Annotated in this window: 26 protein-coding genes, 1 tRNA gene and 3 pseudogenes; 24 read left to right on the top strand and 6 right to left on the bottom strand. The window is 60.5% G+C overall.

The window, feature by feature from the left end:
• The first annotated feature begins 380 nt into the window (after positions 1-380).
• Together RX329_RS24100 and RX329_RS24095 are read left to right on the top strand one after the other, a co-directional pair.
• Positions 381-677, top strand: coding sequence for an HU family DNA-binding protein (locus RX329_RS24100; protein ID WP_317244414.1), 297 nt, complete (start codon positions 381-383; stop codon positions 675-677).
• Positions 678-813: 136 nt separating this feature from the next.
• The gene (locus RX329_RS24095; protein WP_018454372.1) at positions 814-990 is read left to right on the top strand and encodes a DUF2934 domain-containing protein; all 177 of its coding nucleotides are present in this window, start codon (positions 814-816) and stop codon (positions 988-990) included.
• 252 nt (positions 991-1,242) lie between these two features.
• Here RX329_RS24095 and RX329_RS24090 read toward each other — a convergent pair whose 3' ends face one another.
• Positions 1,243-1,470: a hypothetical protein gene (locus RX329_RS24090; protein ID WP_018454371.1), complete on the bottom strand. Its 228-nt coding sequence runs from the start codon at positions 1,468-1,470 to the stop codon at positions 1,243-1,245.
• 287 nt (positions 1,471-1,757) lie between these two features.
• Between RX329_RS24090 and RX329_RS24085 the strand changes: the two genes are divergently transcribed.
• From RX329_RS24085 to RX329_RS24070, 4 genes are all read left to right on the top strand, one after another.
• Complete coding sequence (locus RX329_RS24085) at positions 1,758-1,907, top strand: hypothetical protein (protein WP_018454370.1); 150 nt, start codon at positions 1,758-1,760, stop codon at positions 1,905-1,907.
• 257 nt (positions 1,908-2,164) lie between these two features.
• Positions 2,165-2,287, top strand: coding sequence for a hypothetical protein (locus tag RX329_RS24080; RefSeq protein WP_256468045.1), 123 nt, complete (start codon positions 2,165-2,167; stop codon positions 2,285-2,287).
• A gap of 207 nt (positions 2,288-2,494) precedes the next feature.
• Positions 2,495-2,854: a hypothetical protein gene (locus RX329_RS24075; RefSeq protein WP_240543215.1), complete on the top strand. Its 360-nt coding sequence runs from the start codon at positions 2,495-2,497 to the stop codon at positions 2,852-2,854.
• A gap of 215 nt (positions 2,855-3,069) precedes the next feature.
• A complete protein-coding gene (locus RX329_RS24070) occupies positions 3,070-3,267 on the top strand; it encodes a hypothetical protein (RefSeq protein WP_085353591.1) in 198 nt (65 codons plus the stop codon).
• Here RX329_RS24070 and RX329_RS24065 read toward each other — a convergent pair.
• Positions 3,264-3,389 carry a hypothetical protein gene (locus RX329_RS24065; RefSeq protein ID WP_085353452.1) on the bottom strand — a complete coding sequence of 42 codons (126 nt, stop codon included), beginning with the start codon at positions 3,387-3,389 and terminating at the stop codon, positions 3,264-3,266. The genes RX329_RS24070 and RX329_RS24065 overlap by 4 nt on opposite strands.
• A 77-nt stretch (positions 3,390-3,466) precedes the next feature.
• Complete coding sequence (locus RX329_RS24060; protein WP_026233438.1) at positions 3,467-3,697, bottom strand: hypothetical protein; 231 nt, start codon at positions 3,695-3,697, stop codon at positions 3,467-3,469.
• Positions 3,698-3,975: 278 nt separating this feature from the next.
• On the opposite strand from RX329_RS24060, the gene RX329_RS24055 reads away from it, so the two are divergent.
• Positions 3,976-4,269, top strand: a complete 294-nt coding sequence (locus RX329_RS24055) for a hypothetical protein (RefSeq protein ID WP_026233439.1) — start codon at positions 3,976-3,978, stop codon at positions 4,267-4,269.
• Positions 4,270-4,336: 67 nt separating this feature from the next.
• Here the strand turns inward: RX329_RS24055 and RX329_RS24050 are convergent, their stop codons facing one another.
• Entirely contained in the window at positions 4,337-4,501 is a 165-nt protein-coding gene (locus RX329_RS24050) for a hypothetical protein (RefSeq protein WP_018457755.1), read from the bottom strand.
• 274 nt (positions 4,502-4,775) lie between these two features.
• Between RX329_RS24050 and RX329_RS24045 the strand changes: the two genes are divergently transcribed.
• The 11 genes and pseudogenes from RX329_RS24045 (at position 4,776) to RX329_RS23995 (ending at position 15,699) form a co-directional block, all read left to right on the top strand.
• Positions 4,776-5,537 (top strand): SIR2 family NAD-dependent protein deacylase, encoded by a 762-nt coding sequence (locus RX329_RS24045; RefSeq protein ID WP_085385269.1) that lies wholly within the window; start codon positions 4,776-4,778, stop codon positions 5,535-5,537.
• A gap of 198 nt (positions 5,538-5,735) precedes the next feature.
• Positions 5,736-6,368, top strand: coding sequence for a cold-shock protein (locus tag RX329_RS24040; RefSeq protein WP_018457757.1), 633 nt, complete (start codon positions 5,736-5,738; stop codon positions 6,366-6,368).
• Positions 6,369-6,479: 111 nt separating this feature from the next.
• The gene (locus RX329_RS24035; RefSeq protein WP_018457758.1) at positions 6,480-6,965 is read left to right on the top strand and encodes a DUF192 domain-containing protein; all 486 of its coding nucleotides are present in this window, start codon (positions 6,480-6,482) and stop codon (positions 6,963-6,965) included.
• A gap of 111 nt (positions 6,966-7,076) precedes the next feature.
• Positions 7,077-7,153 (top strand) — tRNA-Pro (locus tag RX329_RS24030).
• Positions 7,154-7,436: 283 nt separating this feature from the next.
• The gene (locus tag RX329_RS24025; RefSeq protein ID WP_317244413.1) at positions 7,437-7,652 is read left to right on the top strand and encodes a helix-turn-helix transcriptional regulator; all 216 of its coding nucleotides are present in this window, start codon (positions 7,437-7,439) and stop codon (positions 7,650-7,652) included.
• A complete protein-coding gene (locus tag RX329_RS24020) occupies positions 7,649-8,098 on the top strand; it encodes a DUF3102 domain-containing protein (RefSeq protein WP_317244412.1) in 450 nt (149 codons plus the stop codon). The genes RX329_RS24025 and RX329_RS24020 overlap by 4 nt, the downstream gene beginning before the upstream one ends.
• Before the next feature lie 68 nt (positions 8,099-8,166).
• Entirely contained in the window at positions 8,167-8,421 is a 255-nt protein-coding gene (locus RX329_RS24015) for a hypothetical protein (protein ID WP_317244411.1), read from the top strand.
• A gap of 637 nt (positions 8,422-9,058) precedes the next feature.
• Positions 9,059-9,871 (top strand): hypothetical protein, encoded by an 813-nt coding sequence (locus RX329_RS24010; RefSeq protein WP_317244410.1) that lies wholly within the window; start codon positions 9,059-9,061, stop codon positions 9,869-9,871.
• A gap of 238 nt (positions 9,872-10,109) precedes the next feature.
• Positions 10,110-10,401: pseudogene (locus RX329_RS24005) on the top strand (IS3 family transposase); the annotation flags it as partial.
• A gap of 122 nt (positions 10,402-10,523) precedes the next feature.
• Positions 10,524-10,793, top strand: coding sequence for a hypothetical protein (locus tag RX329_RS24000; protein WP_317244409.1), 270 nt, complete (start codon positions 10,524-10,526; stop codon positions 10,791-10,793).
• 457 nt (positions 10,794-11,250) lie between these two features.
• Positions 11,251-15,699: a hypothetical protein gene (locus tag RX329_RS23995; protein WP_317244408.1), complete on the top strand. Its 4,449-nt coding sequence runs from the start codon at positions 11,251-11,253 to the stop codon at positions 15,697-15,699.
• A gap of 1,362 nt (positions 15,700-17,061) precedes the next feature.
• On the opposite strand, the gene RX329_RS23990 is transcribed toward RX329_RS23995, so the two are convergent.
• Positions 17,062-17,229, bottom strand: coding sequence for a hypothetical protein (locus RX329_RS23990; RefSeq protein WP_317244407.1), 168 nt, complete (start codon positions 17,227-17,229; stop codon positions 17,062-17,064).
• Positions 17,230-17,484: 255 nt separating this feature from the next.
• Between RX329_RS23990 and RX329_RS23985 the strand changes: the two genes are divergently transcribed.
• Both RX329_RS23985 and RX329_RS23980 read left to right on the top strand, forming a co-directional pair.
• Entirely contained in the window at positions 17,485-17,718 is a 234-nt protein-coding gene (locus RX329_RS23985; RefSeq protein ID WP_275174549.1) for a hypothetical protein, read from the top strand.
• A 241-nt stretch (positions 17,719-17,959) separates the two neighbouring features.
• Positions 17,960-19,795, top strand: a complete 1,836-nt coding sequence (locus tag RX329_RS23980; protein ID WP_317244406.1) for an acyltransferase family protein — start codon at positions 17,960-17,962, stop codon at positions 19,793-19,795.
• Between the two features lie 13 nt (positions 19,796-19,808).
• On the opposite strand, the gene RX329_RS23975 is transcribed toward RX329_RS23980, so the two are convergent.
• Positions 19,809-20,078 (bottom strand): hypothetical protein, encoded by a 270-nt coding sequence (locus RX329_RS23975; RefSeq protein ID WP_317244405.1) that lies wholly within the window; start codon positions 20,076-20,078, stop codon positions 19,809-19,811.
• A gap of 326 nt (positions 20,079-20,404) precedes the next feature.
• On the opposite strand from RX329_RS23975, the gene ligD reads away from it, so the two are divergent.
• The 4 genes and pseudogenes from ligD to RX329_RS42025 form a co-directional block, all read left to right on the top strand.
• Entirely contained in the window at positions 20,405-21,328 is a 924-nt protein-coding gene (gene ligD, locus RX329_RS23970; RefSeq protein WP_317244404.1) for a non-homologous end-joining DNA ligase, read from the top strand.
• 369 nt (positions 21,329-21,697) lie between these two features.
• Positions 21,698-21,877: a hypothetical protein gene (locus tag RX329_RS23965; RefSeq protein ID WP_317246497.1), complete on the top strand. Its 180-nt coding sequence runs from the start codon at positions 21,698-21,700 to the stop codon at positions 21,875-21,877.
• Positions 21,816-22,012 (top strand): annotated as a pseudogene (locus tag RX329_RS23960) (DUF3606 domain-containing protein). Before RX329_RS23965 ends, RX329_RS23960 begins: the two are co-directional and overlap by 62 nt.
• Before the next feature lie 637 nt (positions 22,013-22,649).
• Positions 22,650-22,961: pseudogene (locus RX329_RS42025) on the top strand (hypothetical protein); the annotation flags it as partial.
• Positions 22,962-24,217: the final 1,256 nt, after the last annotated feature.

The raw sequence follows: 24,217 nt of genomic DNA, 5'->3' as shown, positions 1-24,217 counted from the left end.
AAGAGAACCTGCCTTGTGACGGTCACCGGGGTGGCCGGGCGCAGACCTCGGGGGTCAGCCTGATCGGCAGTGCGGGGCCGGGTCCAGGCAAAGACGAAAGCCCCGCCTGGGGAAGCGGGGCTCTCTGATGGGGGGTGAAGCTTGGGGACTTCAAAGAGTTAGACGCCTCGGGGAGAAAATGGTTCAACGCGAAAACGGCGGAAGCTGCGGCATCTTTGCCGGGGCGTCCGGCCCTCCGCAGAACCCCTGCTTGCGTTTTGGGCGTCGATGGGTTCTAAGCCCCGTCACTTCATGAAAGTTGGCATGAAACAGAAGCGCGTTGCGCGGTCGGACCGCGTCCTGAGCAAAGCCTGCTCGCGCGCACAGAAGGAAATTCAGACATGGCGAAGATGACGAAGGCTCAGTTGATCGATGCAATTGCCGAGGGCACGCAGCTGTCGAAGAACGACGTGAAGTCGGTCATCGAGTACATGGCGACGGTCGGCTACAAGGAGCTCAACGAGTCCGGCGAGTTCGTCATTCCCGGCTTCGTGAAGATGTCGGTGGTGAACAAGCCGGCGACCGAAGCCCGCATGGGCGTCAATCCCTTCACCAAGGAGCCGATGCAGTTCGCCGCGAAGCCGGCGAGCAAGTCGGTGAAGGCCTCGCCGCTGAAGGTGGCCAAAGACTCCGTCTAAGGGCTCGCGTTTTCGTTGCGGAGGCTTCTTTTCGCGGAGCGCTGCAATGATTGCTTGCTTGTGCTGAACCAATAAGGAACTCTCTTAAGGAACTCTAGGGCGTCGTCAGGCTTTGCTTCCGAAAGGGAGAAATCACATGACTGGTCTCAGCGAAGAAGAGATTCGAAATCGGGCCTATCACCTCTGGAAGGAGGCTGGCGAGCCCGCAGGCACGATGGACACCTTCTGGTATGAGGCCGAAAAGGAGCTTCTCGCCGAGCGGACCAAGCAAGGCGAAGTCCCACCCGGCATGACCGACAATTTGTCGGTCTGACTTTGCTGGTTTAACAGGCGGACAGGGGCGAGCGTCGACAGTTCTCAAAGCAGCCACCCGGCATAACACCCGGGTGGCTGCTTTGCTGTTCGGGCCCTCGTTCGAATCGAGTCGCCTCCGTGCGGCCGCCTCAAAGAAAAACCCCGGTCTTGGGGACCGGGGCTCTTCAAGCTGGTCGGCCGCGTTGCGACATGCCGCCAGCACCACCGAATTCGACCTGACAACGCGGGGCGGGAAAACTCGTTCCGGCCGCTAGTCCGGCGATACGGACACGTCGATGATCGCCGGCGTATCGACCTGGCGCTCGCGCCAGACGATGAGATCGCATTTGGGATTGAGCCACTGATATTCGGAGCCGCGCGCCTTCAGGTGCGCGAGCGCTGCATCATGTGCGGCGGTCTGATCCGGCGCTTCGACCATGATCTCCACGGTCTCTTCGATCTGACGCACCACTTCGACGGCGTAGTATTTTCTGGTCACGATCCCTAGCTCCGGAATGACTAACGGGGAGGGCGGTGGCGCGTTCCCCAAAAGAAAAACCCCGCGCTTTCGCACGGGGCCTTCTTGGCTGGCGGGGAAGGGATTTCAGCGCCTAGCCGCCGCGCCGTGGCTCGAACTTAAGGTTGAAAACCTAAAAAGCAACCGTCGGCGCGCGGAAGGCTCAAGGCGATGTGCCCGGCGAATTTCACGGGAGGGGCTGGACTTGTTGTTCCCATTTTGTTCTAGTGAGGCATCTCTTTTGGCAGCGACATTCTTTGGAGGTGCCCATGACTGTCGAGAAACAACGCGAAGTGATCAGGCTCTGGAATCAGCTCAGGAAGCTTGATGGTCCGGCCGCGGAAGAACTCCGCATCCAGATCCTCGAATGCTTTTCGGAGAAGGCTCTATCGAAGGATACGGCGAAGCGAGCGGCGTGATGAGCATCGCACTATCTCGATGACAACAGGCAATCGCGCGCGCCTTCACCGATCGTTAGGGATCGTTTTGCGCTGGATTTCTCGACTCCGATTCGTTCCTTGCGAACGAAATGGAGTCGGATGCAGAACAAGTCGTGGCTTCTGTGTCGATCCGGGACACGCCTTTCCTGACCAAGCCGGCGTGATGCTTCGCACAGTCCCGTTCGCCTGTCCTCGCTACGAGTGAGGCGAGGGAGACGCGACATGGATGCGTGCTGTTGCTCGAGATGTTCGCCGAGATCGCAAAAGTGTTTTGGTACGACCGGCACCCGCGCTTGCGCAACGACAGGCCCTCGGTGCCGCCGGTGCCACCGCGGTCGAAGTCCGAAGACGCGATGTGAGCGCGCGATCGTTGGCGACTGCGGTCGTTTGCGTGCGAACGATATATTAAGGCTTGCTTCGTGCCGATTTCTGCGATTCCGATTCGTTCTCCGAGAACGAAAGGCAGGCGAAGCTGGAACAAAGCCCGACGACGGATCACCACACCTTCGCTTCACCGTCTCGACGCTCTCCGTCTCCGGCGCTATCGTTGCCCCGGCGGACGCAACATGAAGAACGGGCTTTATTCCATCCACATCCACATGCTCGACGGCGTGAAGGGCCGCGACAGCGGCGTGCTGATCCTGCGTGACGGCGTTCTGCTCGGCGGCGGGCCGTATTTCTGGTCGCGCGGCGCCTACACGATCCGGAACGGCAATTCGGACAACGGCCCTTCGGAGCACGGGACCTGGAAGGGTGAGCTTGTCACCACCAGCATACGCCGTTTGCGGATGGCTTCGCCCGGCCACTGTTCGGCGGAGTGGAGGCAACGAGCGGCTTCTCCGGGACGTTCAGCGACGACACGGCCGAGGTGTTCGGCACCGTGCTGGTCGCAGGCCATCGCAGCCTCGGTTTTCGCGCGAGCCTGAAGCGGCTCGCCGAGTTCTGAAGACGCTTGTTCTGAAGAGGCTTGGCGAACTCCTAACGGAAGCTTGCCGCGAAGCCGATAACCCTATTCGGTTAGGTTAAAAGCGCAATCGCGTTGCACTTGCCGCCACTTGCGATAGGTGTCTGGCGAAGACGCGATCCGACTTTGGCCAACAAGCGACTTTGGCCAACCAGCAATTTTGCCAAGAACGAATTCATGACACCTTTTTCAGAACCGTCCTTTTATCAGGGCGACCGCCACACCTACCGGCGCGTCGCCATCGTCGGCACGCTCTTTTGTCTGGCTTTCGTGGTGATCAGCGTCTCGCTGCGGCCACAGCTCGAGGACACGCGTGTCGCGGTCAAAGCCGACAGGCTGATGCGCACGGCGGGCCAGCCACCGCACACGAATTAACGGTCGTCGGTGGAGGTCTGATGGTCGGCGGAATTGCTCGGGCACGCGGTGCCGTGTGAGGCGAGCGCCACGAAGCCGGCATAGCCGGACAGGTTGAGCAGGATTTCGAGCCAAACGGGCATGTCGGCCTCCTTTCTCCTTGAAGGCTACGCCAACGTGCGCGCGAAGCGCATGTTCCCGGACAAGGCGGACCGGCGCCTCAAAGTGGGGTGGTGGGGTCGAGCCGCCGGCCGAGGGCGCCTACGGACTCGCTCGACGGCTGTTCCTTAAGGAACTCGGCAATCGCCCGCGCCAGTTCGCCGTCGCTCATCGGGGTCGGCGGCGGGCGCAGCGTGCCGACACCGAAACTGCGGACGATCTCGTCGTAATGCTGATCTCCGGATCTGGGAACGAGCCTGCGGATACGGGCCAGCAACGTGGATATCGGCACTTTATCCTCCTCGGCTCCCCGCTGGCAGCAATTGTGGCGCATTGCGAATGCTGTGCGTGGAACTGAAAACCCCGCCAGCATCGGTGATGCTGACGGGGTCTTCGTGCTGTTGCCTCAACCGGACGGCGGAGGCTTCCGCACTTGAGCAAACAATTCGCGGAACGCGTGCCCGTTCCATGCGTGGCCGGATTTATTCCGAACTCGGTTCCACAGGCTTGCGCGCAACCATAGCAACGCGCCGGCGTTGTCTGTGCGAGATACGAAGGAGGAGATTCATGATGAGGAAGACACTGGCAGTTCTGGCTACCGTCGCGGCCGTTGGCGTGACCGCGGTCGCGGCGCCTTCGCCTGCCGAGGCGCGCGGCCGCGGCATCGGTCCGGGCCTCGCGTTCGGTCTTGCCGCCGGCGCCATCACCGCGGGCGCCGTCGCCGCGTCGCATCCTTACGGCTATGGCTACGGCCCGCGGTATGGCTACTATGGCGGCCCCGCTTATGCCTACGGCCCTGGTCCCTACGCTTATTACGGTGATGGACCATACTACCGCCGCCACCATTATTACCGTCACTGGTAACGGCTGAACAAACGAAAAGCCCGGAGCAATGCTCCGGGCTTTTTTCATGCTCGGTGATCCGGTGTCGTTACGGCCAGAGCGAGGGTCGTTCCGCCTTGCGCGCGTTGTCGAGCGTCGACACGAAATACTCTTCACGTTCGCGCTTGAATTTTTCCTGGGTGGCACGGAAGGCGGCGACACGGGCGGCGATCTCTTCGCGTTCGCGGATTTTGCGTTGTTCGTCCTCGGTCATGTTAAATCCCCTCTGCACGTGAGTATGTGTCCTACTGAACCCAAGCACTGCCGCCGCAATCACGTTGAGTCGCGTCAACACATGCATTGGCGCTTCTGATTGGGGCGTCAATGGGGAGGAGGCATTGCAGGATTGTGATAAGCGAGGGTCGGAAAAAATTGCCGACCATGTCTTGCGTGGCGGTGGAGAACAGCGTCAATAATCTTGTCGCTTGCGCATGTTGCAGCTAGCGCAAAAACAAATCAGTAAAACAAAAGCAAAACGGGAGGCGGCGTTGATTGCATCGGATCTTCGCAGCGGCGTCGAGCGTCTTGGCGACATGATCGCCGAAGCCAAACGGATCGTGCCGTTCACCGGCGCCGGCATCTCGACCGAATGCGGCATCCCCGACTTTCGCTCGCCGGGCGGAATTTGGACGCGCAACCGCCCGATCCCGTTCGACGAGTTCGTCGCCAGCCCGGAGGCGCGCGACGAATCCTGGCGCCGGCGCTTCGCCATGGAGGAGGTCTTTGCGGCGGCCAAGCCCGGCCGCGGCCATCGCGCGCTCGCCTCACTCTACCGCGCCGGCAAGGTTCCCGCGATCATCACCCAGAACATCGACAATCTGCATCAGGCCTCCGGCGTCGCAAGCGATCACGTGATCGAACTTCACGGCAACACCACGTATGCGCGCTGCATTGGATGCGGGCAGGCCTATCCGCTTGATTGGGTGAAGCGCCGCTTCGACGAGGAGGGCGCCGCGCCGAACTGTACCGTGTGCGACGAGCCGGTGAAGACCGCCACGATCTCCTTCGGCCAGACAATGCCCGAGGACGAGATGCAGCGCGCGACGGCGCTGTCGCAAGCCTGCGATCTCTTCATCGCGATCGGTTCCTCGCTGGTGGTATGGCCGGCCGCGGGCTTTCCGATGATGGCGAAGGAATCGGGTGCACGCCTGGTGATCGTCAATCGCGAGCCGACGGAGCAGGACGACATCGCCGACCTCGTGATCCGCCACGACATCGGCGAAACGCTGGGGCCCTTTGTGGGTAATTGAGGCAGCAATTTGATTCGCGGCTGTGCAAGCTGTTCATAGGTTCCGCCGAATCTCTTTTTTGTCTATGCGTCGCAACCGGGAGTGTTATCTTTTGAGTCGAAAGATTCGCGTCGCGTCGAGTTGAGAAGATTCTCTAAAGACGCGTGATTCGGCGCCGCCATTCAGGCGGGTTGCATGGCATGTGTGGGGTCCGGGGTTATGGGGTCGTCGGACGGATTTGAGTCCAAGAAGGTCGGAGTTCCCGCGGTGGGCGAACACGGCGGTGGCGGTCGCGACAGTGCACTCAGTCCGTTCACCGGACTTGGTGAGAGCAGCGCCAACCTCGTCGAGGTTCACGGCGTCATCAAATGGTTCGACGCCTCAAAAGGCTACGGCTTCATCGTTCCCGACAATGGCTGGCCCGACGTGCTCCTGCACGTCACCGTGCTTAGGCGCGACGGCTTCCAGACCGCCTACGAGGGCGCCCGCATCGTCGTCGAGTGCATCCAGCGCGCCAAGGGCTACCAGGCGTTCCGCGTGGTCTCGATGGACGAGTCGACTGCGATCCATCCGGCGCAGATGCTGCCGCCGCGCACCCATGTCACGGTGACGGCGACCAGCGGGCTGGAGCGGGCTCAGGTCAAATGGTTCAACCGGCTGCGCGGTTTCGGTTTCCTGACCTGCGGCGAGGGCACCCCCGACATCTTCGTGCACATGGAGACGCTGCGCCGCTTCGGCATGACCGAGTTGCGGCCCGGCCAGTATGTCCTGGTCCGGTTCGGGCCCGGCTCCAAGGGCATGATGGCGGCCGAGATCCATCCCGAGACGGGATCGCCGGTTTCGTCCCACTAATTCCATTCCCGCGATCGTGAGCAGAGGCGCGCTGGCTGGCCGGCGCGCCTCTGGCTTTTCCGGTGACCGCCACGTAAGGACTGGTCCAGTCCCACGCCTCGAGAGCCATCCATGAATTTCGATCGAAAGGCCGTCTTCGCCCTTGCGAAGGGCTGGCTTGCCGCCATCCTTGTCATCGCCGGCTGTGCCGTCGCGAGCGCACCCGTGCGCGCCGCCAGCTTCCAGCCCCTCGAGATCGTCACCAGGAACGGCGTGCAGGTGTTCTCGGTCGAGGTCGCGACGACGGAGGAAGAGAAGCAGACTGGCCTGATGTACCGTAAGGAACTGGCGGACGGCAAAGGCATGCTGTTCGACTTTAATCCCGAGCAGGAGGTGTCGATGTGGATGAAGAACACCTACGTCTCGCTCGACATGATCTTCATTCGCGCCGACGGCCGAATTCTGCGCATCGCCGAAAATACCGAGCCGATGTCGACAAAGATCATCTCATCCAGGGGGCCCGCGCGGGCTGTTCTGGAGGTGGTGGCAGGCACGGCGCAGAAATATGGCATCCGCGCCGGCGACCGCGTGGGCCACCCGCTGTTCGGCAGCAAGTAGGCGGGAGGGCTTATTGCCCCGTCCTGGCGGTCTTTTGGGAAGCTTGCTCGCGCCTTTGGAAGGCTTGCTGGCGCTTTGGGAAGCGTGTATCGACGGGGCTCGCCGGACATTCGGGGTATAGCGCAGCCTGGTAGCGCGGCAGTTTTGGGTACTGCAGGTCGTTGGTTCGAATCCAGCTGCCCCGACCAACAAAATCAGGTACTTAGCCGGAAGTCCGAAAGCCTGAAATTAGCCGAGTAGCCACCGGGTAGCCACCGGACATCCAATAGCAGTCATCGGGATAAATAATTTCCATCCCGCCTTACTGTGCAGCCCCTAGATCAACAATAGTGGGTATCCATCGGAATTCAGCGGCGCACACTGAATTCGACAGGGACCGCTTAGTATTTTGCGAGACCAAGCGCACTATTCTATAGGCGCCGACTGGCCGTGGCCGGGGCGTTAAACGTAACCTCCTTATCGGAGGCTCTTTTGAATCTTCTCACCTTGGACGAAATGACAGCCGCCACCGGCCTGTCGCGGTCGACGCTCGCCAAGCGCCGATGCGATGGCACCGGGCCGGCATTCTTCAAAATTGGCCGTCAGGTCAAATACGACCGCGCCGACGTAGACGCCTGGATGCTGTCGCGGCGGCGAACCTCGACCTGGGGCACGAGCGACAATACCGGCAAGGCGGTGGCGGCGTGAGCGGTAGGCCTGCATTCGACAGCATTGCCCTAGCAGACCGCGCCGAGACGGTGCGGGAACTGATTGCCGGTAGCGATGCGGCGCACACACAATCCATTGAGAAGGCTATGGAGGCTGGCCGCCTGCTTGTGGCAGCAAAGGGCGACTGCAAGCACGGTGAATGGTTGCCTTTCCTAAAGCGAGCCGGTGTCCCCGAGCGGAAGGCACAGCGGCTCATGCAGATTGCCGAGTCGAATTTGAAATCCGACACCGTGACGGATTTGGGAATCGGCGGCGCATTGCGCTTTCTGCAATTACGAGAACGGGCTGTTCGTCACCTCGAAGGTGCGCGCGATGACCAAGCTGGCGGCCGCTTCGGTGTTGAGCAACTAGAAGGCGCCATACAGACCATGGAAGCAATGATTGAACTGTTCCCAGAGGAGCAGCGCGAACGCTCGTCACCCTAGCCGCCTAGCTCGATCGGCCTTTAGCCGAGAGCATCGCCCAATAGGGCAACCCCAACAGGGGACTCCACTTGCAAATACTCGACATCAGACCGAGCCCTCTAGGCTCGACGACGCTTGCGCGTTTCGACCTGCAGCTTAACGATCACCTACGTCTCTACAATCTCGGTCTCCGTCAGAGCGGCAAGGGCCGCTGTTGGACGGTCGCACCCAACGCCTTCAGCGAGCGCACTGCCGCGTTCGGTGAACAATTCAACCGCGCAATTTCCGATTTGGCCCTAGCGGCCCTCATGGAGCTTCCGGCCGATGCTAGCACCGACGTCTGAGCCCTCCAGCCGGGGCGGCGAGTCTCTCTCGCGCGCCTACTGGACTTACAAAATCGAGAACACGACCGGGCCTGTGGCGCAGTTTCGCATGGCTCAGCTTGTCGACTATGATCTACGGCTTACCGACCCAGCCCGAACGGTCTATCGTTTCATGATCGGCTGGTACATGCACAAGCGCGGTGACGCGCTAGCCTCTGTTCGCCATATCGTCGCGACAATGCGAAGCCGCGCACCGGATGGCGCCCGGCATCTCTCCCGTAGTGCGGTTCAGCGCGCAATTATCCTTCTCATCGAATGTGGTTGGCTCGTCCGTACCCATACAGGCAAGGGTCGCGGCGGCAGCCGCTACGTGCCCGTGCTCAATGTCTTAGAGTTAGCGGCGCAAGGTACCCTGCCGGTTAGTGTCCCAGATCACCGGGACGCTACACAGATTCCCTCAGCGTCCCATTCTACCGGGACAGCGGCGTCCCATTCTACCGGGACAGTAAGCGACCTAGCGTCCCAGTCCACCGGGACAAAGACTCTCTTACTGGACCCGGCTACGGACGGGTCTACAGAAAGAGAGATTGACACGCGCCCGCCTACGGCGCCGCCGCTTGCGGGTGGCCTTGAGGCCACCGCTGCGGGCGGGACGGCGGTGGAAGAGCGCACCAATGCCCTTGGCGATACCAGGCCGACCTTTGAAGCTGTCTGGCGTGCCTATGACTACGCCAAGGGCAAGAAGGAGGCGCGTGCGGCATGGGCTGCGCTCCCGGCCGAGGTAGACCGCACTGCCGTGATAAAGGCCGCTGGGGCGTGGCAAGCCTCATGGGACGCGCAAGGCAAGCCAGATGCGCCGCGCAAGCACCTGGCCACCTGGTTGCGCGAGGAGCGTTACGATGAGGACCCGCCGAGGGGATTCAAGAAGGTTGAGCGCGCCAAGACCAAGACCAAGGCCGGCCCTACCACATCAACCACAGCCAAGCCCGCCAAGCGTGCGATCCGAACAACCGCTACCACTGCTCGCATCACATCTGTGGACGTTGTGAAAACTGAATGCGCGACCGAGTTGCGCCTAGAATTCACGGACGGCGACGGCGCGGTGTGGGACTACATCATCCCGCTTGAGCATAACGTCCAAGAAAAGCAGGAGAATGGCCAACGGTTATTCACGCGGCTTGGCCGAGCGACCGGCCTTGAGCCAATCGATGATTTCGCGGAGCTATTAGGCCGTACCGTTATACTAACTGGCGACGACGCCGCATTCGCAGCGCCAACCACCCGCCCGGATGACGAGCCTCCGTTGCCTGTTAAGCCTGAGCCTGAGCGGCTCGCCAATCCGGCACCGACCACCATGCCGAATGAAAGCCCGCGCGATTTCGCGGCCAGGATGGCAACAAGCCTCGGCGCTGGCTGGCCGGCCTGGATGGGCGCTGAGTATGAATATGAGGAGGACGATGAGGCGGCCTGACCGGATAGGGCCCCTGATTTCCTCGGCGCCTGTTTTCTCGGGTAAGCGCTTGATCGCGTTGGCCATGGGGCCGATTTCCTTAAACGTGTGCAGCCACAAGCCACACCAAGACCGTTAAAGCGGCAAAAACGGAACCCACCACGGGTCACTCACGTGAATAAGCCTGCAAACGACAACCTGGCGCGCGATTCCGAAAAGGTAATTTCTGCCGAACTTCGGCAGAAATAAAATCAGACACGAACCTGAGCAGCAAGAAATCGAGCGGGTTGCGGCGCGAGGTGAACAAGCTGAAGGCAAAGCGGGACATCCTAAAATGCCGCTGCCGACTTCGCGAAGGAAGCGACATGAAGTTCGGCTTCATCGCGAAGCACGGAACATGGCCGGTGGTATGGCTGTGCGAAGCAATGGGCGCATGGCGGTCGGGCTTCCATGCCTCGCTAGACCGATCGCCCAGCGCCAGATCAGCGCACCGACCGCTCCAAATTGGACGAGCCTATCAGGCGTGCCGGATCTATGGTGCCAAGCTGGTCATTGCCAAATCTGGACCGGCTGTCCCGCGATGCCTACTTTCTGCTTGGCTTGAGAAGGCTGGCGTCGACTTCGTAGCGGCGGATATACCGAACGCTAATAGGCTGACGCGGGGATCATGGCCATGGGTGCTGAGGAAGAGCGCCGCATGACCAGCAAACGTACAATGGATGCACTGGCGGCTGCGAAGAGGCGAGGGACTAAGCTGGTTGCCGATCGTGGTGTAGAGCCAAGCAAGCAGGCCCGTGCAATGGCTACAGAGACTCTCAAGGCGCGACCCAACGCCAGGGCTAGCGACTTGGCACCGATCATTAAGGAGCTACAGGCGGATGGCAAAACGAGTCTGAAGGCCATTGCAAAGGGGCTAAACGAAGCTGGCATTTTGACCCCATGACCAGCAAATGCTCTGCGATCCAAATGCAGCGCGTTTCGCCGCATTTGAGCGAACGCTTGATCGACGTGGGGACGGGAGGTTGTGTATGGCCCCCGGGTCGGCGCGCTGTATCAGCAGGATGTTCGCCGGCGAGAAGTTTTCGAGCTTTTTGGCCGATTGCCGCGCTTCAGCGATGGCATCGCCAGAACTCTCGTCTGTCAACTGCGACGAACTATCCGAGTAGGATGTGAGCCGTTTCATATGTGCCAACTCCCGTCCGGTGATAAGTACGGGTAGTAAGGACTAGCCGTGACCGAGTTGGTGGTAATTGAGGCGTAGCCGCCTGCGGCCACGTTCGCGACAAGATTCAGTCAGCAAAACCGTTCGAGCAAATTCCGAAAACGCGTGCCGCGGGATGGATGATAAAAATAAAGCGCAAATGCAAAAGATCAAAATCGCTTTGATCTAGGAGGAAGCCATGGTCAAGCCGCCCCGACCCAAGCGTTTGGCCGTAAGCCCTCCTCATCGGGAACAGCCTCCTGCCGGCAGTCCAACGGTCACGGGACTGCCCACTCGTATCGGCGAGAATGATCTGCTGCTTTTGCGCGGCAGTGCGACGTCGCTGTTGCATGCTTCGGGATCGGAGGTGCACGAATATCGCCTCCACCGCGAGGGCGGCACGATAGAAGCCGAAAGATGTGCGACGATCGCGTTCGGAGGAAGGGTCACGGCCTTAGCCGAATCACGCTATGGCGTCATCGTCGCCACCAGCGGCGGCATGAAGAGCGACCTGCACCGCATCGTCGAGGGCCGCGCCCACCACGTCACCGCCCTGGATGGCACCATAGGTAGCCTCGCCTGTACCGGAACATCGGTTTTCGCGGCGATCTCCCTATCCGACCGGCTGGATGGCAAGCTTGTGGAGGTGGATCTCTATCGCCGCGCCATCTCATCTGAGAGGCCGCTGTCCCATGCGCGCGTTGAGCTGAACACAGATCCGACTGGCTCGCATCTTGGCGTGGTCGATCGGAAATATGGAACGTTCCAGGTGAGGGATACGCGCGAAGACCCGTGTCCGCCCGCCCCGACCGGCACTCAGGCTGGAGTTCCCCGGTCAAATCCATCGGATCATCCGGCCGGCTGCGGCTGCACACACTGTTGCGGGTGCCGCAAGGCGGACTCATCCGCATCGCCCGCCGCGCATTCAGGACCTTCTCCCAGTCAGAAGGGAGCGCCGTGCCGTTCGGCGGAAGGCGGCATACCGACCTCAGATGGCGGCGCCGTTGTCGGTAAAGGCGGACGTCTCGGTAGCCATCCGGGTGAGGGACCGCCCAACCCCTGCGTCGCCGACCTTATGTGGTCTGCCGCCAGAATCGCGCACGCGGCGTCCGCCTATGTTGCCGCTGACGCTCGCGGGCGTAATTTCGCAATCGTCTCTTCAACCGATATGCGGATACTCGATCACCGCCAGCTCGGCCGCGCTGGCGGAATCATGTTGGCCGATCCCGCCAGCGCGATGGTCCTGCTCCACGATAGATCCACTCGGAGATGGGATGCCATCCATATAGACCGCCTGATCGATGAGATCGTCGGGCTGGGCCATGTCCCGTTTTTCCCGGTACTAGATAGCGTTCGATTCCAGGGCCTACAAACCCTATCGCTGATCGGCGGACATGCCTCGCCGACTGGGACGGTCAAGGTGCTGATCCTGCCGATCGTCGAAGCAGGCCAAAGTTTCAATAATCCCGATCTGCCGAAATTCGCCGACTATCTCGCGCGGACGGCGTTTCCGCATGTCAGGGACTACTATCTGGAGAACAGCTTCGGCAAGCTGCACGACATCCAATATTCGATGTACGGCGTCGATACCGGCCCGTCCGGGGGACCGTTGAGTCTGCCCAGGTTGGTCAAAGACTATTATTTCCCGCCCTACGATCCGGCGCGAGTCGAACTCACGAAGACCGCTGTCACCTTCCCATACTCACTGACCTTCGATGGGCGGGAATCGTTGAAATTGCATGTCCAGCCAACGGCCGGCCGAGGAACGTCGAAGGATCTCGCCCTTCATTTTCCCGCGCTGCTTCTCGCGCGGAAGCACAACCTTTTCCCAGCGCAGGTTCATTTCGCGGGCACAGAGACCGCGAACGTCCAGATCACGCGGCGCAATCCCATAACCGGCACGGACACCACGACAACGCTCAACCTGAAATTTGCTGCCAAAACGGTTGATATTAATTCGGAAGCGGATATCCCCGCTGCATTTGCCGATCTAGGCGCCTATTTGGATGCGGCAATGGCCGCGGCTGAGACGGCGGCTGGCGTAACGCCAAGGCTGTTTGGGCCTCCGAAGCTGCGCCGGGTGAAGCAGCCGGACGGCTCGTTCGGATATCTGGTGATTTCCTTCGACCATGCCGTGCTGACCGGGAAGCGCCTGGAAATCACCGCAGTCAGTGGAATACCCGCCGCCGATCCGCTCGGCTTCCAGGGTGCGCTATTCGGCCATTTTACGCTCGATGGATCGGCCAACGCGGACGCACTCTTGCGCAGTTATATCGATTGGGCAGCGACGCTGGCTCAGGAAGATGCCGGACTCGATTACACCCAGCGTTATCTGGCAGACGATCCGATCGTCACCAGCGATCTCACCAAGAAAACGCTGCTGGTCGCACTGACGGTCTCGATCGACGATGGTGGCCCCGGCGCAGCGGTCACTCTGACGGACTCTGCTCAGCTCGGTGACTTGTTCGACACAGCGACCGCGGTGCCAAACAGCGACACCACCTTTTCCAACCGGGACGCTCCGCGCGACCTGCAGCAACTGATCAACGATGCCTTCACAGCCGCCGTCTCTCGGCAAAGCGTGGCCCCCGCCCCACCTAACAAGCGAGCGCAAAGCGAAATCGACGCGGTCAACGCTTATTTCGCGCAGTTCAATATGATCGCAATCGGTCAGATCGGCGTCGCAGTAATTGAGCCCGCCAATCCCGACGCGGTCAGGCCATCCGAAATGTGGACGACCTCCGCTCCAGTCCGGCCGAACGCCTTGCGCGCAGTCGATTGGTTCCAGACCGGCCACTTCAAGGACGACGATCGAATCCAATACCAGGTCATGTGGAACTTCCTTTTCTTCGATTCACCGCCCGATTATTCAGTCATGTGTCATGAGCTGGGCCATGCGATTGGCTTTCGAGATCTCTATTTCGATGCGAACTTCCGTCAGGACCTCGCCTATCTCGGTCCATGGTCTGTGATGGACGACAATTCCCAACTCGCCCATCATATTGCCTACCACAAATGGGAAGCGGGTTGGATCGACCAGATCGTCAGCATCCCGCCCGCGGCGCCCGGGGCGACAGAAGCGACGGAAGTGTTGCTAGTCCCTGTCGAGCATTGGGATGACGGTCTGCTGGCGGCCGCACCGGCCAAATTCGGCACGGATCCCGGCGTCAAGGTGGTCCAGATGATCCAGCTCGATCTCGGCGGTGACGGCGCCGTCGTCGACCTGATCGAGGCCCGTCAAAAAGGCGCGACGTTCAGCCAGAAGCTACCCACCGACCCCGGCATCATCATCACCAACACGCTGCAGCCTTGGGATGACACGCGCTACACGTTCGAGGGTAAATATCGCCGCGAGGGTCAGCTGCTGAACCCCGACAACATCTTGCAAAATGCTGGGGACAGCTTCGATCTCGCCAAGGCTCCCGCGTTTCCTGCCAAAGGCATCGTAGTCGAGGTGGTTGACCGTAAGCAGATCGATGGGATCGAGGTATTCCGCATCAAGGTCACCCGCCAGAACACCGCCTTCATCGACCTCTATTTCACCAGTCCCGACCCCTATTACATGAACCCTGACCTATGGGTCGACTGGGCGGGCGATAATGGACCCCAGGGCATTTCGAGCGACAAGCCCGAGGATCACCGCAAATATCCGCCGGGCCAACCGATCGACCAGGGGGACCAGGTTCATGTCCCGGACAGCGGCACCGAGCTGCACTGGATGGTCGCCCGTATCCGCAATCGCGGCCAGGTGGACGCAGAGGACGTGAAGTTCAACTTCCAGATCTGCATCCCGCCCGGCGGCGGCGACAAGAGTAGGAATTTCCAAAGCATCGGCACCGTCACGGTACCGTCTGTGTCCGGCGGCGACACGCCGCTCGACGTCGTTGCGCGCTGGGACGTTCCCGCCGGCTTCGGCGGCCATAACTGCATCCTGGTGGATATCCAAGATTACAAAATCCCCAGGGATAGCGACGGCGCCGCACTTGCCTCGGACGATGTCTGGCTGGCGAACAACTGGGCGCAGAAAAATGTCGATCAATTCGTGCCGGTGCATGGCAGCCCGTACGAGCCGACGGAATTCGATTTCAGCGTTAACAATGCCGGCCTGTATCCGGAAGTCGCCTATCTGGAGCCGGAAAACCTGCCCTATGGAATGACGCTCACAGTTACGCCCTCGCGCCGGACCATTCCGCCGCTTACCAAGGTCAATTTCCGCTGCAAATTGGAATTGGACGAGGAGATCATCAATAGCGGCTGCCGCGGCGACCGCGAATTCAAGATCGTCGTCTGGCGCGTAGAAAGCGACACCACCGTGAAGTGGGGCGGCGTCCACTACAAGGTCCGCCCGCGCCAGAAATCCGCGACCAAGCTCACCGGTTTCTGGAACATGGACCAGACCATTCAGCTGAACGGCAGCGTGTCGCCCGATCCGGGCGGCGGCATCGCCCATATCAGGCTGGCCTTCGAGGGTCTCGCCGCGAGGTGGGAAACCGTATTGATCATGCCCGGGGGCGCCTTCGTCCTTAACACTAAGGCCCCGGCTGGTGCCGCGAAACTCGAAGGCATGGCCCTATACGAAGGCTCCACCTTGTTGGGGCCCTCCAGAGCACCGCCTCTGATTATAATGCCGCCGACGCCGCTGCGGTAAGACTGGCCGTGCAAACGGCACGGTACCGGCCACTGCGTGAGTAGGAAATCTTCGGATGCCCAATCTTGGCTGATTAGCACGAGGTCAGCATTCACGTTAAAGGCCGAGATGGTCCATATGATCAAACGAAACCGTCGTACCGATGACGAAGCATACTGCGGTGGTCGTGTGCTCCTGCAGGGGCCTTGATACTGTAAAAACCCCGAGTGCCTCACGTCAGCTGGGCACGCTGCCGTGTTGCTGCGGAGCCTGCCGAGGCGGGGGGCTTGCGCAAGCGGGCCGGCGAGGGCGAGGCGGTGCTCGGCCGGCTCCCAGCGGAGGCGCTGGACGAGGTTGACCGGCTCGTGGCGGCGACCGAGGCCAATGCCGACGGGAGCCCTCGCTCGGTTTTCCTGCGGTCGAACCCGGCCCGTTAGGCCGAGCCATGCCGGCGACGCCTACGACCGCGAGGGCGATGATGATTGGACGCTGCGAGGGCCCGGTCATAAGGACCTTCGTGGAATGGCTTACAGAGATTGTCATTGGCTGACCAGTTCGGCGAAGTAGACGCGACTCTGCGTCGATTGAAAGTACGACGTGAAGAACGCAGAGACGAGATTCTCGAAAGCGACCGCGCCGAGCTGGCGGGCCACAGATGGGCTGTGGTGCTGGAGGATCGCACCCACCTTCGGTGCCGAGGCTGTCTACGCGTGCCGTGTTGAAAGAAAGCGTGCCTACCTCTGCCCTGAAAGGCTTTGAGGGGAGCGGGGGGAGGGGCCATCTCGATCCCTAGGCCGGCCCGCCTTAACTTCCGGCCGTACAGTGCGGCGCGCTACGCCGTAGGTTTCCAGAAAAGTGCAAAAATAGTTGCAATATCTGCGCCGTCGCGTCTGCGAGTTCAGCGGCGGTCGGCGAGGGTGACCGCGCCGGAAGCCTGACCTACCCCTCTGGGGGCGGTCACATCGGCCCAGAGCCGAAAAGTACAAGAGGCCGCGCACACGGTCCTACATCAAGGCATGTAGAGGTCTCCAAGAACACGCAAAGCGCTCCAATTCCACCAGGGTTTGCCTCTTCAAAACCCTGCCCACATTTAGGCTGCTGTATCGGAAAAAAGTGGTCAAGCCAAAAGGCCGCTTAAAAATGCGGTGCGTTGATTCAGCGCGAAAAGCGAACGCCCCGCCTTGGGGGAAGCGGGGCTTTCTGGTGGGGGCGAAGCTTAGGGAGGAACTGACTGTATGACGCGCGTTCGCGGGAAAGGTTGAAAACGCTAAAAAGCGAACCACGCCAATACTGCAATGATCGGGATGATCGCCACGCCGATAAGGACCAAGGGTGCAGGTTGATTGCCGGTCCTGTCGCTCAATGCTGATCCTCCTTTGCGACCTAGTCGGTGTCGCCCAGGCGATCGGCCCGGTGGTTGTTTTCGCTGTTGAGCTGCTCTCGGTATTCCCGCGCCGCCTTGAGAAGGGTCTCGCGAACCTCATCGTCCGACGTCTGGGCGGCGAGGGCTTCGGCCCGGTCGGCTTGGTTCTGAAGAGATTCCTTGGTCATCTGCCCTTCTTCTTTTTCTTCTCAATACTTTCGCCTGCGCTCTAAACCCCGCGGCCAGAGCCTTCATTTGCCGAGACACGAATTCGTCGGCCGTCTCCTCAGCGGCCTTCTCGGCTACGCGAGCCTGCTGTTTAAAGGTTTTCGCCGGCTTCATGGGCGCACAACTCTTCCCAAAAAGTCGAGTTCCTGAAGAATCCGGCTTGAGTATTCGTTCGCTTTTCGTTCTAATGTGTCCATTCCAAACGAGAGGCGGACATGGCCGACCTGAACTACATCAGGAAGGAGATCGAGCGCATGCGCACCCAGGTAGGGCGCCAGCGAAAGGAGATCCTCCAACTCCAGCGGGCGGGCATATCGACTGCATCGGCTGAGACCTTGCTCTCGCGAATGCTAGGCAAGATCGATACGCTCTGCGACCAGCGAGACGCGCTGAAGAAGACCGACACGCATCACAACAAGGGCAGGGTGCTCGGCGGGCGTCGATGGTAGCGGGTCTCTCCGGCCAGGGGCGGGATCTGTGTTCGGCCTTCTCGAGCCCCTCAACGTTTGTCACAATTCCACGCGAAGCGGTCTTCAAGGCATCCTGCGATTTCGATTCATGGCTGGGCGTAGACGTTGGTGGGTGCTCAGGCTAAATCGAACCGCAATTTGCGATCTCCAAGAGCGTGCAGCTTGTAGGCGGTCACAAATCCACAGGCCTTGAAGAACGGATGCCGCACCTGCAACGTCCATGAAACCGTCTGAAAATTATCGGCCAGATATTGACGGGCTTCGCGCTGTTTCGATCCTGCTAGTGATCGGCTATCACGCGCATCCCTGGATGTTGCCCGGCGGCTTCGTTGGCGTCGACATCTTCTTCGTCATTTCGGGCTTTCTGATCACCCGGATATTGCTGGCACCCAGCGGCTTCTCGCTCTCGACATTCTACGGGCGGCGGATCAAACGCATTTTTCCGGCGCTGATTACCGTCCTGTTGGCCACTTATGCGCTCGGATGGGTCATCCTGCTCCCCTCAGAGTTACGTCTGCTCGGAGAGAACATTGCCGCCAGCGTGCTCTTCGTTTCGAATTTGTTCCAGCTCGGGCAGGCCCGGTACTTTGCGCCGCTGGCTGCCGAAAATCCGCTTCTTCATCTGTGGTCGCTCGGCGTCGAAGAGCAATTCTATATCTTTTGGCCGTTGGCTCTCGGTCTGATGGTGCATTCGCCACATCGTCGGCAGATCATCGTCGGATTGATCGGAGTCTCGCTGGCAGCCGGATTAGTTTTGGCGTGGACCAATCCGGATTGGGCCTTCTATGCGCCCGTTCCGCGCGCCTGGGAGCTGTTGATCGGAGGTCTCGTGGCTGAGGCCAATCTCGTGAGGAAAGACAGTAGCAATCTCCTGAGCGCGGCCGGCGTTGGCGCAATCTTGGTCTCTGCGCTGCTGTTTGATAAATCGATGCTCTTTCCGGGTGCGCTGGCGTTGCTCCCCGTGCTCGGCGCCGCGGTCGTGATCGCGACGCCGAATGCCGCTGTCAACCGACTGCTGTTGTCGAGCAGCCCCGCCGTGCTGCTTGGCGTCATCAGCTATCCGCTCTATCTCTGGCATTGGCCGCTCCTGGCCTACCTCGGCATCGTTCGGCATGGGGTGCCGAACTTCCTCGAAATATGGGCCACGATTGTCGCCGCGATCTTGCTCTCGATTCTGACATATCGCTTCATCGAATGGCCGGTTCGTCATGCGCGCAATGTCGTGCCGGCATTGTCGATGACTCTAGCGTTAGTCGGGGTGATCGGAGTCGCAACGATCCTCTTTGCCGGCTTCGTCTCGCGATTTCCAGATGAACTGCAGGCGATCGCGGCAGTCAGCACTGACGACAATCCTGCATTCAAAGACCACTGCTTCCTCGAGGCGCCGGGCAGCAGCTTTGACATGAGCTGCATCGAGCAAGGTGACGGACCTTTGCTTCTGTTGTGGGGGGATTCAAATGCTGCAGCGCTCTTTCCGACTATAGCCGATGCGGCCAGATCGGCTTCGTTCCGCGTAGCGCGTTTCAGTGCGCCCGGTTGCGCGCCGATTCTTGAGGCCGGACCCAATGCGTCCTGCAAGCAAAGCAACGAGGTGGCTTTTGGCCTCATCAAGGTATCTCACCCCGATATCGTGGTGCTGCACGCGATGTGGGGATTTGATAACGACCTGGACAAGCTCGGCGGCACCATCGCTAGCTTGCGCAAAGCCGGCGTCTCCCGGGTGATCATTATTGGGCCGCCGCCGGTCTGGAAGCGCACCCTCCCGCTCGCCATCGTCAACCACTATCGTTTCGCGCACGAATTGCCGGACCGACTGGGATCCGGCGTGTCCGGTCCGGCGGAGGACGACCTGATGGCTCGTTTCAGCAAATCGGCGGGCGTGGAGTATGTGTCCGAGAGGAACGTGCTTTGCAATCAGCGCCAGGAGTGCCTCGTGCGCACGCCAAATGGCGAGGTGGTTGCAAGCGATGCAGTTCATCTGACATCAAGCGCGGCAAAATTGGTGCTCGACGCAATCGGCCCATACATTTTTAACGGCATAGCCCCAACTCGTTAGCCGGTAGCTTTCGTCATCGTTGCATTATCTCGTGCTCGGAGCCGGCTGCCTCGTTCCACTCGTTCTCGGGCAGTGAGCCAGCCGGCGGCTTGAGCTCCTCCAATCCCGCTTCGATGATAGCAAGTTCGTCCTGAACGGCTTGAATGGCGTTCGCCGGATCGATACCCGAGACGGCCTGCAGCTCGCCCAGCATCTTGCGCCGATGCGCGAGCAATTCTGCGAGAGCGCGTCGATCCTTGCCCCTCACATAACCTGCGACAATCAACTCCATGGCTTTTGACATTCCGCATCATCTCCGCAGCCAATCATTGGTGCAAGCAAACTCCCGCCAAGCCGACCTGCGTTGTCGGTACTGTTGTCCCGCCGGCGGGGCGCGCGCCGCAGCGGCGGCGGTACTGAGAAGGAATTAGCACACCGCGTTCGCTTCCTGTTCGGCTGCCGTTCTCGTTGACGTTGAAAATACAACCTGGAATCGCGATTGCGGTTGTATGAGAGAACGCCCGGGAACGCCGCTTGGGCTCCGCGGTTGGAGAGTCGCAAAAAAGGTAGGTAGACTGCCCCGTCGTCGGCTCCCCAAAACCGGCGGCGGGCTTTTTGTGAGTTGCGTTAGTGGCAAAGCGTACCCGGACACCGGCTAAGAAGCCGCAAGCTGCCAAGCCGGGCTTTATCAGTCCCCAGCTTGCGACCCTGAAGATGAAAGCGCCTTCGGGGGCTCAGTGGATTCACGAGGTCAAATACGACGGCTACCGCATCCAGCTTCACATCGACGCCGACGACCGGAAGGCCTTCACCCGTAACGGGCACAACTGGGTCAACAGGTTCTCGGTCATTGCCGGCGCCTTCGACATCGAAGGGCAAGCCATCGTCGACGGGGAGGTGGTTGTCATCCATGAGGGGCGAACGAACTTCTCAGAACTTCAGGCGGACCTCGGCAGGGGCGACCAGGACCGGCTGGTTTACTTCGCCTTCGATCTTCTATGGTTGGACGGCAAAGACCTTCGCAAAATGGCTCAGCTTGCCCGCAAGGAGCTGCTGAAGCAGCTGATAGACGAGCACGGGCTGGAAGCACCGATCTTCTATAGTGAGCACCATGAAGGTGACGGGCAGGCGCTGTTCGAGGCGGCCAGCAAGCTGAACTACGAGGGCATCGTCTCCAAGCGGGTTGATGCGCCGTACCGGTCGGAGCGGGTTGAGACCTGGCAGAAGATCAAGACCGTCCAGCGCGAGAAATTCCCCGTCGTTGGCTTCGTCAAGGACCCGTCCGGCGTCGCCGCGCTCTACCTCGGCAAGCAGGAAGGTAAAGAGCTGCGGTACATGGGGAAAGTCGGGACGGGCTGGAGCCGGACGAAATCGGCGGAGATCCGCAAAGCGCTCGATACCGTCGTCAGCCCGAAGCAAAAGCTCACTAAGCGCATCAAGAAACCGAAGGCCACCTGGGTCGAGCCGAAGTTTTTTGCGGACGTTGAATACAGGGACATCACCTCTGAAGGCCTGCTTCGCGCTAGTTCGTTCAAAGGGTTATCCAAAAAATAGCTCACGTACATTCGACGCCACTGCATGCGGGCTACTGATACCTCCGCCTGGGCGATGAAGACGCGGTGGCCTTGAAACGATCCAAGCAGACAGGCGCTGTTGAAGCCTCTCGCCATTGCTTGCCGGCGGGACAAGCTCACTACCGGGACCGAGCAGGGCTCTTGCTCAAGCGCACCTATAACGCAGATTAAGCAATCAGCGCGGAGGCGCCGGCTTCATGCGCAGCGGTAGGAACGGGGCGCAGCAGGTCAAGTTTTTTCAAGCATATGCAACCTCCCCAGACTAGGCCTCCGCCTCTCCCGGAGGCCTTCCTTTTGGGAACACAGCCTTCTTACGGGCGTTTTCCTCGCCAGTGAGTGGAGTACCGGCATGCCGGATCGCGTAACCCGAGCGGTAAAAGAAGCCCAAGCCATCCTGGCTCGCTATGTCGAGCCTGGGCCGAGGGATAGCGAAAAGACGATCAATGACCTGATGACCGTCCTTGACGATGAACGGCTTGTACAGGCGATGGAGGAGGAAGATGAGCGACAATCTCCAGCGCGACCGTAGCAAGATCAACTTGCACGAAGAGTCCGAGGTCAAGTACTGGACAAGCAGCTTGGTGTCTCCAGGGACAAGCTGCAGAAGGCCGTCGACAAGGTAGGCAATTCGGCCGCCGCGGTTCGCAAAGAATTGGCGGCGTAACCGAGGCGCGCGGTCTGCTTGCGATCTTTGGAGCAGGGCCCGCGCGCTTTTTCATGCCATGACCAATCCCAACTATCCCATCTGCTTCGGCACCGGCTTTGTCTGCGAGAACCACCCGGACCGAGCTTGGAGCGCAGAGCTCGGCTGCCAGTGTGGTGCCGGTGATCCGTGCGCCTGCAACAGGTCGCCGGACATAGAGCGGGAATCGAAGAGCCGGATGCCAGCCATGTCATCGAACAGGCAGGCGCGAGGAAGCGCCACCAGTGACGAGCCGCTTCATTAGCCCACGATTCACATCCTCTGAAGCCAGAAAACGAGAACGTAGCCAAAGCCTCCTCAATTCAACGGCAAGTTTGGCCATGGGCGTCCCCTCAGCGCCCCCGGGGGTCGGATGCACCCAACTGTAAGGCGTGGTCTGCCGCGCCTTGGTCAAATTGAGCGAAGTTTCAAGCTTCCAAAGCAGCGTACCCGGCGGTCGGCGGATCGCGTCCAAAGGCAGACTGATGCGCGCGGGCTGGGCAGTACGACCAATGGTAGGCGCACTTGAACGTAACTTTTCGTGATTGAACTAATTAAAAGATATTTAATTTATTTAATCTGATTTAAGTTAAACAGTTGCGGTAGCCCGAGGCACCAGATGACCACAAAAGAAGACGAAGACCGCCGGGAGTTCTTGAAGACGTGTGGCAGGTTTGCTGCCGTAACCCCGCCAGCGATGACGCTACTGCTGTCGACGTCGTTAACGTCAACAGCCATCGCACGTTCCGGCGCCCAAGACGGAGCAGGATATAGCGGCGGAGGCGGCAGCAGTCATTCAGTCTTCGACAATGATCCACACAGCGCGACCGAGGATCACTCGACCAAGGAGCATTCATCAACCGGCGGCGGTGGTGGGGGCTCTGGCGGGGCTGGCGGCGAGAACTCGGGTGGCGCAAAGGGATCCAAGGTCGCGCATTCGGGAGAGGAAGGCTCCCGATTTGGCGGTGGCGGCGGTAACAAGGGCTCCTCGGGCTTTGGCGGCCAGGATGGAGATGACAAGAAGAATGAGCGCGATTGAAAAGGACCAGTCGAGCGCCGCTTAGCTGCTGTCTGGTGGGGGCAACATGCGCCATCTCATGGTGACAATCCTGGTTTTGGCATATGCGGTGATATCGCCCGCGTCTGCGCAAACCTGTTGCCCCACCGGCTGCGCGCCAGACGCCAATCGGTGCGTGAGCAGCGGTCCGCTGTGGACCAGATGCCTTCCTATCGCCTGCGCCGAAGATTCTCGAGGACCGTCACGTGGGTCCGCGGTGAGGAAGCACAGAGCCGCCGTGCTCGCCCGCCGGCCAGCGCGTACCTACGTGGTCCCAGCTCAGATTCCCCCAGAGTGCCCATTGGTGAAACCGACCAAGGCGCAGGTCGGCGACGCAACCGCTCAATGCATGAACGTGTTGACTCGAAATGCGCAGTCGCGGAATTGCTTTTTTGAGGACGACGCTGGGAGGGCCGAAGACGAAAGAACCGGCCTGATCTGCCCCGATCGCCAAGCTGCGCTGGCGAGGCAGTGTCTACAGCGCTGCGTCAACTATGCATCCGATACGACACATTTGGTGTGCGCCGGCAGCTATCCGAACACCGTCTGGCGTGTGTCTTTTGGAGCTATCTCGGGCTACACTCTCGGTTCCGAGCATGTCGACCTCTGCGGCCGTCGGCTAAGAACGCCGCGGCAAGCTCCAACGCGCTGAGGTGCGCTGGACTGAGCCCTTCGCTGCCATCAGGATGCAGACAAGGGGCGGCCAACTGGCTGGGAGCGCAGCGGCAGTGAAAGCCGCGGACGTCGCACAGTGCCGGCCGGCCATTGCCAGGGCGGCGGCGAACGGCCTTGATGGCTCACGGCAGAGCCTACATGATCTCACGGGGTCATGGGTTTGAGAGCTCCATGGTGTGATAACGCCCTGCATCCGCGACGGCTGCTCACCTCGGCGTGGTGCATTGATCGTGCGCGGACCGGCAGCGTCAGCAGCCGCATCAAGGCTGATGCGGCTCCATCGAATGGCGCGACCCGCGGGCACTTTTGTTATCCACAGTGTGAGTTGCGACACACCGTACTGGCGCGATCATAAGTTTAACGTGCGCCCTTGGGGCGCCTTTCCTCCCTGACCTTGAGCCCGTCGCGAATGACGGGCTTCGTTCGAGGCAACGCAGGGACGCTAGATCTGCTGC

The organism is Bradyrhizobium sp. BWC-3-1 (assembly GCF_032917965.1).
GTDB lineage: Bacteria > Pseudomonadota > Alphaproteobacteria > Rhizobiales > Xanthobacteraceae > Bradyrhizobium > Bradyrhizobium canariense_D.
Note: the sequence above shows the minus strand (reverse complement) of the source record. Positions and strands in the feature narration are given on the sequence as shown.

What these genes read in the sequence shown, in the direction of transcription:
- RX329_RS24100 (WP_317244414.1), top strand. Translation starts at nt 381, where the DNA reads ATGGCGAAGATGACGAAGGCTCAGTTGATCGATGCAATTGCCGAGGGC.
- RX329_RS24095 (WP_018454372.1), top strand. Translation starts at nt 814, where the DNA reads ATGACTGGTCTCAGCGAAGAAGAGATTCGAAATCGGGCCTATCACCTC.
- RX329_RS24085 (WP_018454370.1), top strand. Translation starts at nt 1,758, where the DNA reads ATGACTGTCGAGAAACAACGCGAAGTGATCAGGCTCTGGAATCAGCTC.
- RX329_RS24075 (WP_240543215.1), top strand. Translation starts at nt 2,495, where the DNA reads ATGAAGAACGGGCTTTATTCCATCCACATCCACATGCTCGACGGCGTG.
- RX329_RS24070 (WP_085353591.1), top strand. Translation starts at nt 3,070, where the DNA reads ATGACACCTTTTTCAGAACCGTCCTTTTATCAGGGCGACCGCCACACC.
- RX329_RS24065 (WP_085353452.1), bottom strand. Translation starts at nt 3,389, where the DNA reads ATGCCCGTTTGGCTCGAAATCCTGCTCAACCTGTCCGGCTATGCCGGC.
- RX329_RS24055 (WP_026233439.1), top strand. Translation starts at nt 3,976, where the DNA reads ATGAGGAAGACACTGGCAGTTCTGGCTACCGTCGCGGCCGTTGGCGTG.
- RX329_RS24050 (WP_018457755.1), bottom strand. Translation starts at nt 4,501, where the DNA reads ATGACCGAGGACGAACAACGCAAAATCCGCGAACGCGAAGAGATCGCC.
- RX329_RS24040 (WP_018457757.1), top strand. Translation starts at nt 5,736, where the DNA reads ATGGGGTCGTCGGACGGATTTGAGTCCAAGAAGGTCGGAGTTCCCGCG.
- RX329_RS24035 (WP_018457758.1), top strand. Translation starts at nt 6,480, where the DNA reads ATGAATTTCGATCGAAAGGCCGTCTTCGCCCTTGCGAAGGGCTGGCTT.
- RX329_RS24000 (WP_317244409.1), top strand. Translation starts at nt 10,524, where the DNA reads ATGGGTGCTGAGGAAGAGCGCCGCATGACCAGCAAACGTACAATGGAT.
- RX329_RS23995 (WP_317244408.1), top strand. Translation starts at nt 11,251, where the DNA reads ATGGTCAAGCCGCCCCGACCCAAGCGTTTGGCCGTAAGCCCTCCTCAT.
- RX329_RS23990 (WP_317244407.1), bottom strand. Translation starts at nt 17,229, where the DNA reads ATGACCAAGGAATCTCTTCAGAACCAAGCCGACCGGGCCGAAGCCCTC.
- RX329_RS23985 (WP_275174549.1), top strand. Translation starts at nt 17,485, where the DNA reads ATGGCCGACCTGAACTACATCAGGAAGGAGATCGAGCGCATGCGCACC.
- RX329_RS23980 (WP_317244406.1), top strand. Translation starts at nt 17,960, where the DNA reads ATGAAACCGTCTGAAAATTATCGGCCAGATATTGACGGGCTTCGCGCT.
- RX329_RS23975 (WP_317244405.1), bottom strand. Translation starts at nt 20,078, where the DNA reads ATGTCAAAAGCCATGGAGTTGATTGTCGCAGGTTATGTGAGGGGCAAG.
- RX329_RS23965 (WP_317246497.1), top strand. Translation starts at nt 21,698, where the DNA reads ATGCCGGATCGCGTAACCCGAGCGGTAAAAGAAGCCCAAGCCATCCTG.